We start from the raw sequence: 13584 nt of genomic DNA on the forward strand, positions 1-13584 counted from the left end.
CTGGTCAATTGGGCACTAGCATTCTGAGACTAGTGAAAGTAGCAACTCGAAACGGGGCAGAAATGAGTCAGCGCTGACTAAGGCCTCAAGTGGGCAATATCAGATTATGTATTGACCTATCTGTTGTATTCTTTCTTTTCGAATTTTCCATTCATTCCCCAACTCAACCATTCACTCCTCATAATTGCCATTCGTCGCATTGAGAAAACGGCGTGACAGTTTGTGGTTAACCTTTCAACGTCAACATTTGAAAGGGATTACATATCATGACTGCTTCAAACAACAAAAACTCGTTTACTTCTCTATTTAGCCGTTCACTTTTGATTGGGCTTGTGTCAATCGTTCCGACATTAACACTTGCCAACCCAACGCCAGAAGCTCTCTCTATGTATAACCAAGCTGCTCAAGGCGATGAAGAGATGGTTGAAGCGGCGCATGACGCGCTGAAATCGATCCTCGACAAAGAGGGCGCAACACCGCTGACTTTGGTCTACTTGGGCAGCACCGAAACCCTGCAGGGGCGCGATGCCTTTCTGCCTTGGAACAAGATGAAGTATGTCGAAAAAGGGCTTGCGACCATCGATAAGTCTTTGACTCTATTAAATAGCATCGAGCAGCCTGTTGCTGAACAGGCGAGAGTGCAAGGCTTGCCAGAAGCCTACCTCACCCGCGCAATGGCGGCGACCACCTACACCTCACTCCCAGATATGTTTAACCACTTTGACCGTGGCTATGACCTCTATTTAGACCTGCTGTCTGAAGACGAATTTGCACACCAAAACTTTGCTGTTACCGCTTGGATCTACCGCTATGCGATTACCGCTTCGATTCGAGCTGAAGACTTCGCACAAGCACAGTCTTGGTTGGCGGTTATGGAAGAGAAAGACAGCAGCAACATTGAAACCATGACGGCGAAAGCACTCGTCAGTCAGGCTCAATAATATCCGTTCGAACAAGGGAGATAACAAGATGATAGTGTTCGAAGCCATTAAAAAGCGATACAGAACGGGTGAGCAGGTAGTACATGCCCTTAATGGTGTCTCTGGATCGATTGAACAAGGCGAGATGGTCGCGTTATGCGGTCCGTCAGGCTCAGGCAAAAGTACCTTGCTCAATATCCTAGGAATGCTGGACCGAGATTACCAAGGGATGATTTCTATAGAAGGGCAGCCCTACCCAGAACAAGCTATTCCCGCTGCGCGTTTTCGTCGCCACGCTTTAGGTTTTGTATTTCAAAAATTCAATCTGGTGCCTGTCATGACTGCACTTGAAAATGTCGCTTACCCTCTGATGCTCAATGGTTTAAGTCTTGAAGAGCAGCATAAACAAGCGCAGCGGATGCTTATGCGTGTTGGCTTAGAGCAATACGTTCACCATCGACCAGATAACCTTTCTGGTGGTCAGCAACAGCGCGTCGCGATTGCTCGTGCTTTGGTTCACAAGCCTAAGTTAGTGATTGCCGATGAACCGACAGCAAGCTTGGATAGCCACACTGCCAATAAAGTGATCGATATTATGCGTGAGCTTGGCCACGAGTTCGGCACCACATTTATTGTCGCGACCCATGATCCAAGAATGGCTAGCCGCTGTGATCGAGTGATTGAGCTGGTGGACGGCAAGATCGTGACCTCAACAATGGATCAGGAGGCCGTCTCATGGGCAAGTTAATGCAGTTTGGTGTTCTACATTCGCTGCGCCTAGCGTGGCTCAATCTCCTGCGTAATGGACGTCGTAGTTTGTTGTCGGTTTTGATCGTGGCGATTGCCGTGTTTGCACTCACTTCCGCAGGTGGGTATGGACTTTATACCTATGAATCTTTGCGAGAGTCGACCGCGCGCGATACTGGGCACTTAACACTGAGTACTCCGGGTTACTTTGAGCAGGACGAAGATACGCCATTAAGCAACGGTTTAGACAACGCAGATGAACTGACAAAGATGATCATTGGCGATAGCGATGTGCGCGGTGTTCAGCCACGAGTCTACTTTAGTGGCCTTGTTTCCAATGGTTCTAAGTCGACCATCTTTATGGGAACAGGCGTTAACGAGCGTGAATTCGACATGAAGGGCCCGTTTTTAGATGTTCGACAAGGGCAGACTCTAACCAGTGTTGATTCACCAAGATACGACGATACCGAGCCACAAGTGATGCTGGGAAAAGACTTAGCGCGCAACTTGAAGGTGAGCATTGGCGATTGGGTTACGCTGCTCGCGACCACCAGTGATGGAGCCCTCAACGCATTCGACTTTATGGTGCAGGGGATCTACTCGACTGGTGTTCCTGAGTTAGATAAACGCCAGCTGTATGTTCATATCAGCCAAGCACAAGAGCTGCTGGCTACAGATCGAGTGAGCACGCTGTCGGTATTCTTGTTTGAGACTCAATTGACAAGTCAGGTTGATCAACGCTTGCAAGAAAAGCTGGCACAGCGCAACGGCGACGCGGATCGCTCACAGATCGAGATCACTCCGTGGCAAGATCGAGCGTTTTTCTACATCAAAGTGAAAGATCTCTACGATCGGATCTTCGGCATCATGGGTGCGGTGATGGCACTGGTGGTATTCGTCTCTCTGTTTAACACCATGACTATGTCGGTCACAGAGCGCACTCGAGAGATGGGAACGCTGTCGGCATTGGGTAGTTATCCATCTGAAATCATTGCTGGATTCTTGAAAGAGGCAGGCCTGTTAGCGGTACTTGGTGGTTTGCTTGGCGCTTTTGCCAGTGCAGCTGTGACTGTTCTATTGCTAGTTGTGGATGTGCAAATGCCACCGCCTCCAGGTCGAACTGATGGCTATCCGTTGAATATCTACTTCTCTTTTGAATTGGTGGCCTACGCCATGGCTGGTGTGACTGCTATCTGTCTCATTGCTGCTTATTTTGCTGCTCGTAAGGGCGTAAACAAACCTATCACGGAGGCGCTGACTTATGTTTAATGATCTAAATGCCATTTCGAATAGACGCGCAAGCCAAACTGGTTGGCATCACACAGTAATGACGTGTTTGTTGATGTTGTCGTTTGTGTTTAGTGGCACGAGTTGGGCGGTTGATGCCGACCAGGTGACAGAGATGATTGCGAAAGCCGATCGTTACCGACTCAACAGTGAGCAAGCCTCAAAGGTGGTGTCTGTGGTGCATCTTTTTGACAATGATAAGTTAGATAAAACTCGTCAGTACAACGTCTACACTCGTCCAAATCGTGAATCGCTGGTGATCTTTAAATCGGCAGTGGAAGCTGGACAAAAGATGCTGATGATTGAAGACAACTACTGGTTGCTCATGCCGAAATCGCGTCGACCTATTCGTATTACCCCAATGCAGAAACTTCTGGGTGAAGCCTCGGTAGGTGACATCTCAACACTGACTTGGAGTGAGGATTATCAAGGTGAGTGGGTGCAGCAAGAGATCATTGAGTTGGAAAACGGTGAGCAGGTAACGACACATAAATTAAAACTGACCGCTAAAACCAAAGGAGCAAGCTATCAGTCGATCGACTTGTGGTTAACCACTGATCGCGCGTTCCCAATCAAAGCCGATCTCTATTTAAGATCGGGAAAGCTAGCCAAACAGGCATGGTTTGATGAAGGAGAGCGCAACGGTCTACCTAGTGTCGTGGCAATGAGTCTGCTTGATAAGATTCAGCCGAACAAGCGCACCCTGATTGAGTATCAAGAGGTCAGCGAACAGTCACTGGCGGATAAGTACTACAACCCTGCGTATCTGTCTCGTAACAGCGTGTCTGGGCTATAGGTTGGTGGTGATGAACACTTTGGCTTGTTTGAAAACGAGAGATGGTAGCCCTAAACGCTGGTGTGCGCGAGCTGTCGCAATGAATATCGCTGCAACTTCTCTATTGAGTGCGAGCGTATTGGCAGATGATAGCCAACTGAGCCTAGCTTGGGACTGGCAGGTCAGCGCTGAAACGGTGCAATCACGGGAAACGCCATGGTTGAGTGAGCCCGAATATCATCGCCAGTCTGTGAATGCATTACTCGATCTTGAAGTGAATTATGCTCAATGGCTTGGCCTGTTCTCGATTAAAGGCGACGACCTTTACCACGAACAGAGCCGACAAGAGATCCCCGATAGTCACAGTGATACACAGCTGATTGTGCGAGAGCTGTTTTGGCAGCACAGTGTTAGCTTGTCTAGTTCGCTGTTCGGAGATCAGTATATCGATGTCACGCTGGGTAAGATGCGTCTCGACTGGGGCGTCGGTTATGGCTACCGCCCATTGGACGTGATAAAGCCCTACCGACAAAATCCTGTAGGTATTGTTGCGGAAGAGGGAGCGGGCGTGGCATCACTCTCTATGTTTGACGATAGCGGTGAGTGGACCCTGCTTTACAGTGACTCTTCTTGGGGTTCTCAAGAGGTCAATCAACTCGAAAGAGCCAGTGAGCAACAAGGTGTCGGAATTAAGCGCTACAACTTGATTGGTGACCATGAGTATCAATGGCTCGCCTATTATGACGATGTCAGACATGGGTTGCTTGGAGCGAGCTTGGTATCGGTATTAAACCTAGCGTGGGAGTTTCATGGGTCCATGGTCTACCAACGCCACAGCCTAGGGTACAGCTTGCCTGATGATGAATATCAGCCAGTTCAACTAGAGGAGCAAGGTGATGTCTTTCAAGCTCTTGTGGGGCTGACATGGGCTAACGATACTGGGCACAACATCGTACTCGAATATTGGTATGACAGCCGCGCATGGAGTGATTCTGAGTGGCAGACTGCAATTAATAGAGCCCAAGGCTTATCGCAGATGCCGACTACTCAGCCTTTGGCAAGTGCTTACGCGCAGGGGTATCAGCACGCCAATATTGTTGAGCACAATCTGATGGCTCACTGGTCATTGGACTCAAGCGGTTGGCGACACCTTTTTGCTGATGGCGCGTCTACATGGGCGTGGCTGGATGATGTTACCCCAACTCTGGATCTGATGATCGCCCCACAAGACGGCGGAATCATCGCAACACAATGGATCAACTATCAAGCAATAGACAATGGTAGTGCGTCGGTTGAACTGGAACTTGCTGCACGCTTTTTAGGCGGAAATAAGGATTCTGCTTACGCTAATTTGCCCGATAGTCATATGATTCTATTAAATATTAAAGGACGATTTTAATGAGTGAATCTGGATGTAAACAGTACTCTTGGTTTAAGAGTTGGTTAGTGACCACCCTGTTTTGTGCTGCGATTAGCGTGACAACGCAAAGTATCTGGGGAGGGCCACTGTTCACCAGTGCCATGATAAGTTTTGGCTTTGGCTACAGCGCGGTGTTTTCTTCTTTTGTCCTCATCAAGTTGTTTCCTGATACGTCACGCTTATTGGAGATCGCCATCTCGATGGTGTTTGCTCTAACGGTCGGAACACTCAATGCGCACTACTGGTTGAATGGCTTCTTTGGGGAAGGCATATCTGAGCTTAAGTCGGTGATCTTCCTTGGCGTCATTTTCTGTTCGGTCAGCTACTACTATTTCTACACCAGAGAGCAAAAGCTACGTGCAGACAATGAATTAGAAGTAGCCAAGCGTCGTCAAGCAGATCAAGAGAAAGTGGTTGTACTCAGCCAGTTAAAACAGCTACAAAGCCAAATTGAACCGCATTTCTTGTTCAATACTCTGGCAACAGTCAGCGCTTTGATTGAGACTGACAGTGATAAGGCAAAGCTGATGTTGGATAAGCTTACTGAGCTTTTGCGAGTTACACTGCGTAATAGTCGAAGTGAACAATCAACCATTGCTCAAGAGAGTGACCTTCTGGATGCGTATCTGAATATTCAGAAAATTCGTTTGGGTGAGCGCCTGACCTTCAGTATCGACAAAAGCCAAATCGACTCAACACAAGTGCTCCCGCCATTTTTGATTCAGCCCTTGGTTGAGAATGCCCTCACTCATGGGATAGAGCCCAAGGCTGAAGGCGGTGAGATCTCGATTCGATTCAGTGCTGAGCAAGAGTATCTAACGATCGATGTGGTTGATAATGGCTTAGGATTGTCGAGCTCGTCCAATAGCGGCGGTCATGGTGTAGGGTTGAGTAATATCCGCCAACGTATCGCGATGTTATTTGATGAGCAGGCAAGCTTATCAATCAAAGAGCAAGCTGCTGGTGGGGTGGTGGCTCAATTAAAACTGCCGCTCTCAGGCCAATAGAAATGGCGATTTACAGTGTTAATTTAAGGAAGAATAATGGCGAATATGGCAAAAAATAACGGCTTTACTGCCATCATAGCGGACGATGAGCCCTTGCTTCGCCATCACTTAGATAAGAGCTTGGCTGACGCTTGGCCAGAACTCGACATCCTTGGTCGGGCACAAAATGGTACCGAGGCGAAACAGATGATTGAGGCGCACCAACCGGATGTGGTGTTCCTTGATATTCGAATGCCTGAGCTTGATGGCATGGCTCTCGCAAAGCAGCTGCAAAAACAGACGAACTCACCACTGGTAGTCTTCATTACCGCGTATGATGAATATGCGTTGCAAGCGTTTGAGCGTAATGCCGCAGATTACCTACTCAAGCCGATCAACGAAGAAAGACTATTTTCATGTTGTCAAAAACTCAAAGATCGCTTGGAAGTGCGCAAATCTAACTCCTCTCCCGTTGATATGGGATCGTTAATGGAGCATATCCAACAGCTCTCTCAAACGGTCGCCACACCCCAATACCTTACGTGGCTCAAAGCCCATTCGGGTGATGATATCCATCTTATCTCAGTGGAAGACGTGCTCTATTTCAAGGCTGAAGACAAATATGTGTCAGTATTTAAAGTTGGAGAAGCTGGCGCTGTTGAGGAATTCATTCTGCGCACGTCGCTCAAAGAGCTGCTCGGTCAGTTAGAGCCGGATGTGTTTTGGCAAATTCATCGCTCGGTAGTGGTGCGAGTTGCCGCTATTGATAAGGTCAGTAAGAGCTTTTCAGGGCAGATGTCCGCCTATGTATCTGGGGTGAAACTGCCGGTAAGCCGTTCATCACAAGGGCTTTTTAAAGGGATGTAAGTCGATTAGTCGTGGTTCTATTAACAAGATAGAACAGGCTATGATATTAAACGGATAGTGTGATGAATTTTATAAAATGACGATCTTGATCACAAAGATATTCATGTGATTTAGTATTAAACGATAATTATTCACCTGATCTGTATATTGTCACGCAATGACATGTAAGAGGTTGTTATGAAAAATTATTGTTTAGCGGTCGCATTGAGCGTGACCTTGATCGGTTGTAGCTCTATCTCTACAGAAAATCGAATCCAATCCGATCCCGCTTGGGCATCAGGCCAGCTAGAAAACGGACTGACTTATCACGTCTACCGAGATCATGAAGAGCCAGTATCGGTTCGACTTGTGGTGCATGCTGGTTCGTTCCAAGAAACCGAACAACAAGAAGGCTACGCCCACTTTGTTGAGCACATGGCGTTTAATGGTAGTGAAAATTTCTCGCAGAATGATGTCATCAGCCTATTCGAAGATGCAGGCGTAAGCTTTGGTGCCGATTTAAATGCTTACACCTCTTACCAAGAAACGGTCTACCAACTCGACCTGCCAGACAACACTCAATTAACTCAAGCTTTGACTTGGATGCGGGATATCGGCGATGGTCTTGATATTGCTGACGTTGAAGTGGAAAAAGAGAAAGGCGTGATTCTGGGCGAGTTTCGCTATGCAAGACTTGAAGACAAGCAATTAGCCGACAAATTTTACGACTACTTTATCGAAGGTGGTCAGTATGAATCTCAGGATGCGTTGGGTACCAAAGCATCGGTCTTGACGGCAGATCAGCAGGGGCTAAGAAGCTTCTATCAAACATGGTATCAGCCTCAGCTCGTTGAAGTTGTCGTTGCTGGTGACATCAACAAAGAAGATGCAGTTGCGCTCATCAAGGAGAAATTCTCTGACTGGCAACGTGGCCAAACGCCTCGACCAGAGAAGCAGCGAATCACCTCGTTTAACGAAAATGACTTCGTTGAGTATGTAAAAGGTGGGGAATCGCCAAGCCTCAGTCTGATGTTCAACCGTGGCTCAGAAGTGGTCTACACTCATGAGCAGCAGCATCAACGCTGGTTAGATGACCTCTCTCAGCGACTTATCCAGCAGCGCTTGGGCTCGGTATTTAATGACGCAGCCCTGCCTACTCAATGGCTCCTCTCAGAACGTTACTCAATGGAGTATCAACGTTACTCTTTGGCCAGTGTCGCCTTTCCTGTCGGCTCTCGTGAGGTTTCCCAGCAGCAATTTATCTCTACACTGACCTCATTGAGGGATTATGGTGTCTCTGAAGATGAAATCGTTAGTGAGAAACAGTACTACATAGATTGGCTTCAAAATGTTGAGCGTGAATGGGATGCCATGAATGGGCTTGATCTCGCTAACTATAAGGTTAGTAGTTTAGTGGTTGAAGGGCCGTTACAATCGGCGAAAGATGAAAAAGCTAGCTTAGAAGCTTTTGTCGGGAGCCTTAACTTAGACACCATCAACGCCAATATTCGAAGTCTACTGTCTAGCGACTACTTCTTGGTTATTGGAGTTGATGCCAGTGAAGATAAGGATGCACTCACAGAGACGACAGCTAGCCTAAAAGCCGCTTATGCCGCACCTGGAGCTAAAGTTGTACGGGCTGCTAACGATCACGGCTTTGCTGTTCCAACCACCACAGGAGAAGTGGTGCTCGTTGAGCAGAAATATGTTGATCCTTATATCCAAAAGTGGACCCTCAGTAATGGCGTAGATATGTGGTATCTGCGAGACACCTATGCCAATGACGAAGTTGGAATCTACTACACCAGTCTTGGTGGCAAAATGGCGCTCGATCCGAGCCTATACCCTGCGACAGAAATTGCTATTGCTACCATCGCACGTAGTGGCCTAGGCAGCTTTACGGGGTCTGAGCTTGAAGCGCATCTCGATCGAGAAACTATCGATTTGTATTCCTTCATCGATTCAACCCGTCACGGTATTGAATTTAAACTTTACCAAGATGGCCTCGAGCAAGCCTTTGCCGCGCTTTACTCGATCGCTACTTCACCGAATATCTCTGCAAAGCAGTTAGACGCAGTAAAACAAGAGTTTATACAGGGAAGAACGGCCTTTCTTGAAAGTCCGACGGGTCAATTTGAGCAGGCGATGAACCACAATACCTACCAGCTAAATAGCAGTCATTACTTGATTGATGGCAGCTCGGTAGAAAACGTGTCGGTTGAACAAGTTCGCCAACTTCATAGCACCTTGTTCAGCAAAGACCGTCGCAATCAACTGGTGATTGTTGGTGATATCGATCCAAGTATTTTGAAACCACTAGTTAGCCAATATGTGGCTTCGATTCCTTTGCAAGAGGCGTCGATTCCAGACTTTTCAGTACCTTACAAACTGCCAAACAAAGAGCGTATCGATTTATCGGTCAACACAGAGAACAGTTCTGAGTATATCTTGCGCATGATCTCCGATATTCCAGCAGCAGAGGCTTCAAATTCTCAGACAAAGGTTGGGGTAACCGCTAAAGAAGTGTTCATGACGGATTTGATGCAACGCATCTTAACTACACGTCTAGACGCTTATGTTCGCGAAGAGTTGAGTTTGGATTACTCGCCATACAACTACTGGATCTCACAAGATGGCGAACGCAGTTATGACTGGTTTATTGAGGCGTTAGTTGAGCCGGGTAATGTGGATAAAATTGAGGTTGCGATTGATAAGGTTGTGGCCGATTTACTGAAAGGCATTTCTGACGATGAATTAAAGGCAGCAGGCAAACAATTGGTGAATGACTTCGCACCACTAGAATCGGTTCCTATCGACCAAGCTTGGTTTGTGTCTCGCTATAATATGCATGATTATGGTGTAGAGGCGTTGTTTGATGTAGAAGGGACGGTGGATTCTATCTCCCGCCAAGATATGGATGCGCTTGCTGAGCGCTTGTTTGGTGAAAATAGCCGCCACTACAAGAATATTCTGCGCCCTAAAAATTAAGGTTGTAGATAGCTGAGCACTTTTGCCACAGCGGGAAAGCAACAGAGTAAAAGCCAAGCGTATTATGCTTGGCTTTTTTATTGGCTCAAGATTGTCAGCGTTGTGTCAAATGTGAATAACGCTGCTTTTAAATCAATTGTATCTTTCATTGCTGTTATATATTGTCGTCGTTTCTACCATTTAGGACTGTTTTGAATTGTTGAAGTTGGGCGCGCGTTTAGTGTTGATGCTGTTTGTACTGAGTTTTGGCTTAGTGAACAGTCATGGCTATTCGTTTCCAGCAAAGCCTTTTCAAATTGCCACTTCAAGTAGTCACTTGTGTCAGCAACTGGCGCAAGCTTCTCAAAAAGACGCCTTTGAAACACGACACGTGTGTGAACAGACCAAGTTAACTCCTCCCGTGGAGGATGGCTCGCACTATCATGATTCTGAATCGAGCCTTCAAGCCAGCACGTTTCGTCGAATACTCAGCAATGAACAAGACGGTTCAAGTGATATCGAGCCCGTCTATCACCTGCTGATTGACTTTTCTCCCCCTTCTTTACTGGCTTCGCTGTTAGCGACAACCCCGATGTTGGACCTCAAACAGCATTGGACCAGTATTATCAGCTCTCCGCCTTCCCGCTTGTCTGGGTGGAAAGAGGGCAATATCCAATATTCACACTTCCGAGAATTTCTTAGCTAATCGTTTGTCCTGATTGGTCGTATCGACGCTCTCTTGTTCCCGTTGTTCTAGCCAATCCCCAAACAATTCGCGAATGTACTCTGCTGCCACTCAATCTGTTTGACCTGGTTGCGGTTAGCCATCGTTCGCGTTCGCAAAACTTAGTTAAAAATAAGAGATCTTGACTGTGAAAAAACGCATTCCAAGAAAACAAATCAACCACTACGCAAAGTGGAAATACGTGGTACTTATCACCACCATCATCATCATGATTCTGAGCGCTTTACCGTCTTGGTATGGTGAAGATGCTTCGGTTCAAATCAACAATCGATCTGAGCAGACCATCGACGCGACGCAGGTGACTCAATATCTTGCCAGCGAAGGCATCCAAGCTAAATCGGCTTATCAGAAAGACAAGCGTTTAGTGGTGATCTTAGAAGATGCCGAGCAGCAAGCAAAAGCCAAAGAAGTGCTGAATGAGCGTCTGCTTGATACTGCAACCGTCGCGCTAGCAATGGAGCCAGCGGCACCAAAATGGCTGACTGACATGGGATTTGCACCGATTCAGCTAGGCCTGGATTTACGTGGTGGCGTGCAGTTCTTACTCGAAGTAGATATGGAGCCGGTTTACCACGCGCAAGCTCAAGCTATGGTTGACGAGATCACAAGCCAAGTGCGTTATGCCCGCGGCAAAGTGGTCAACAACCAAGTGGAATTTAACTTCCGTACTGACGCGGACTTTGAAAAAGCGCAAAAGCTGATTCGTGAAGAGTTCCCGCAATGGCTACGTAACAGCTCAGACAAAAAGCTGACCCTGACGCAATCTGAAGATGAACAACGCACGCTACGTAACCTTACGGTGCAACAAAACCTGCAAATCATGCGCAGCCGTATTGAAGAGTTGGGTATCACTGAAGCCTCAATTCAACGCCAAGGTGAAAGCCGTATCCGTATCGAATTACCGGGTGTACAAGATCCTGCAGCTGCAAAAGACGTGATTGGTGCAACGGCATCATTGGCGTTCTACTCGGTTTACGACAACCCAACACGCAACACTCAAACGCTAAAAGATACCGATGGCAACCGTGTGGTTATCGCTCGCAAAGCAGTATTGAGCGGCGAGCACATCATTGATGCTCGCAGTGGCATTGGTGAAATGGGCAGCGCAGAAGTAAACATCACCCTAGATTCTGCGGGTGGTAAGAAAATGTCTGAGTTCTCTCGTCATAATATCGGTAAGCCTATGGCGACTGTGTACAGCGAGTACAGCCGAGACAGGGCCGGTAATAGCGAGAAAACCAGTGAAGTGATCAGTGTTGCGAATATCCAATCTCAATTGGGTAGCCGTTTTAGAATCACAGGTGCAGGCACAATGGCAGAAGCACAAGAGTTGGCTCTACTGCTTCGAGCGGGTTCGTTAACCGCGCCTGTGACCATCATTGAAGAACGTACCATTGGTCCATCTTTGGGTGCAGAAAACGTGACTAACGGCTTCGCTGCCCTAGCACTTGGCCTTGGTCTTACTCTGACGTTTATGGCGCTATGGTATCGCCGTCTTGGTTGGGTCGCGAATGGCGCGCTTATCCTAAATATGGTAACGCTATTTGGTTTGATCGCATTGCTACCGGGCGCGGTATTAACCCTGCCAGGTATTGCGGGCTTGGTATTAACCGTTGGTATGGCGGTAGATACCAACGTACTTATCTTTGAACGTATTCGAGACAAAATGAAAGAAGGGCGCAGCTTTGCTAGCTCCATCGATCGTGGTTTCGATAGCGCGTTCTCGTCAATCTTCGATGCTAACTTCACCACCATGATTGTTGCCGTCGCTCTTTACACCATTGGTAACGGGCCGATTCAAGGCTTTGCTTTGACACTGGGCTTAGGTCTTCTAACCAGTATGTTTACGGGCATTTTTGCTTCGCGAGCGATCATCAATTTGGTTTGGGGTCGTGACCAACGCCACGATGTAAGGATTTAAGCATGAGTACTTCAAAAATGACTATATCAGACCGCTATTTTTCAGACAGTAATATGACTCTTCTGCGCAAGGTGATGTCGGTAATCTCTATCGTGCTGTTCATGAGCTCAGTAATGCTGGTGGCCGTGAAAGGGTTTAACTGGGGCTTGGACTTTACAGGTGGTGTGGTTGCTGAGGTTCAGCTCTCTGACCAAGTGACCAAAGACGCGCTTAAAACCGAGCTTGATGCAGCTTTCCAACAAGACGTGCAAGTGGTGGGTATGGCAGAACAAGACCGCTGGACCATTCGCTACAGCCAACTGACGGAAGCATCGCAAACAAGCCTAGTTGATGCCTTGGCATCGGTGAGTGACCAAGTGAAAGTGCTTAACAGCAGTGTGGTAGGCCCTCAAGTCGGTCAAGACATGGTTGACCAAGGTGGCTTGGCGGTATTGGTATGTTTCTTAATGATCATGCTTTACCTAAGTGTTCGATTTGAGTGGCGTTTAGCTCTAGGTGCTCTGGCTGCAATCATCTACGACGTGACCATCATCTTCGGTTTGTTCGCTTTGACTCAATTTGAATTTAACCTAACAGTACTGGCGGCGGTGTTAGCGATTCTGGGTTACTCACTCAATGACTCGATCATCATTGCTGACCGTGTACGTGAGATGCTGCGTGGCAACCCTAACGGCGATACTGACAACCTGCTTAACGAGTCAGTCAAAGCAACGTTCTCTCGTACCATGGTGACCTCAGGTACGACGTTGTTGACGGTATCAGCGCTTTGGTTGCTTGGTGGTGCGGCGCTACAAGGCTTTGCGATTGCATTGGTTGTGGGTATCGCGAGTGGTACATGGTCTTCAATTTCGGTTGGTATCACTCTTCCGAAATTACTTGGCTTACAGCCTTGTCACTACCAAGTAAAGCCGGTTGATGAGCTGGAAGATAGCCGTCCTTAATCCAATACGCTAAATGCTCAGTTCGCATT

The 13584-nt window shown here is 47.4% G+C and carries 11 protein-coding genes; all 11 read left to right on the top strand.

Annotated features, from left to right (window positions below; genetic code table 11):
* The first annotated feature begins 266 nt into the window (after nucleotides 1–266).
* The 11 genes from FIV04_RS18475 (at nucleotide 267) to secF (ending at nucleotide 13555) form a co-directional block, all read left to right on the top strand.
* Entirely contained in the window at nucleotides 267–941 is a 675-nt protein-coding gene (locus tag FIV04_RS18475; RefSeq protein ID WP_152470044.1) for a hypothetical protein, read from the top strand.
* Nucleotides 942–969: 28 nt separating this feature from the next.
* On the top strand, nucleotides 970–1668 hold the full coding sequence (locus tag FIV04_RS18480; protein WP_152470045.1) for an ABC transporter ATP-binding protein: 699 nt from the start codon (nucleotides 970–972) through the stop codon (nucleotides 1666–1668).
* A complete protein-coding gene (locus FIV04_RS18485) occupies nucleotides 1656–2936 on the top strand; it encodes an FtsX-like permease family protein (protein WP_152470046.1) in 1281 nt (426 codons plus the stop codon). Before FIV04_RS18480 ends, FIV04_RS18485 begins: the two co-directional genes overlap by 13 nt.
* Nucleotides 2937–2994: 58 nt before the next feature.
* Nucleotides 2995–3750, top strand: coding sequence for an outer membrane lipoprotein-sorting protein (locus FIV04_RS18490; RefSeq protein WP_152470666.1), 756 nt, complete (start codon nucleotides 2995–2997; stop codon nucleotides 3748–3750).
* Between the two features lie 79 nt (nucleotides 3751–3829).
* Complete coding sequence (locus tag FIV04_RS18495; RefSeq protein WP_152470667.1) at nucleotides 3830–5128, top strand: hypothetical protein; 1299 nt, start codon at nucleotides 3830–3832, stop codon at nucleotides 5126–5128.
* Complete coding sequence (locus tag FIV04_RS18500; RefSeq protein ID WP_152470047.1) at nucleotides 5128–6156, top strand: sensor histidine kinase; 1029 nt, start codon at nucleotides 5128–5130, stop codon at nucleotides 6154–6156. Before FIV04_RS18495 ends, FIV04_RS18500 begins: the two co-directional genes overlap by 1 nt.
* Before the next feature lie 36 nt (nucleotides 6157–6192).
* Nucleotides 6193–7002, top strand: a complete 810-nt coding sequence (locus FIV04_RS18505; RefSeq protein WP_152470048.1) for a LytTR family DNA-binding domain-containing protein — start codon at nucleotides 6193–6195, stop codon at nucleotides 7000–7002.
* A gap of 177 nt (nucleotides 7003–7179) precedes the next feature.
* A complete protein-coding gene (locus tag FIV04_RS18510; protein WP_152470049.1) occupies nucleotides 7180–9969 on the top strand; it encodes a pitrilysin family protein in 2790 nt (929 codons plus the stop codon).
* 226 nt (nucleotides 9970–10195) lie between these two features.
* Nucleotides 10196–10654 (top strand): hypothetical protein, encoded by a 459-nt coding sequence (locus tag FIV04_RS18515; RefSeq protein WP_152470668.1) that lies wholly within the window; start codon nucleotides 10196–10198, stop codon nucleotides 10652–10654.
* A gap of 160 nt (nucleotides 10655–10814) precedes the next feature.
* Nucleotides 10815–12614 carry a protein translocase subunit SecD gene (gene secD, locus FIV04_RS18520; protein WP_152470050.1) on the top strand — a complete coding sequence of 600 codons (1800 nt, stop codon included), beginning with the start codon at nucleotides 10815–10817 and terminating at the stop codon, nucleotides 12612–12614.
* A gap of 2 nt (nucleotides 12615–12616) precedes the next feature.
* Nucleotides 12617–13555 carry a protein translocase subunit SecF gene (gene secF / locus FIV04_RS18525; protein ID WP_152470051.1) on the top strand — a complete coding sequence of 313 codons (939 nt, stop codon included), beginning with the start codon at nucleotides 12617–12619 and terminating at the stop codon, nucleotides 13553–13555.
* Nucleotides 13556–13584 lie beyond the last annotated feature (29 nt).

The organism is Vibrio sp. THAF190c, from assembly GCF_009363355.1.
In the GTDB taxonomy this organism is placed as follows: domain Bacteria; phylum Pseudomonadota; class Gammaproteobacteria; order Enterobacterales; family Vibrionaceae; genus Vibrio; species Vibrio fortis_A.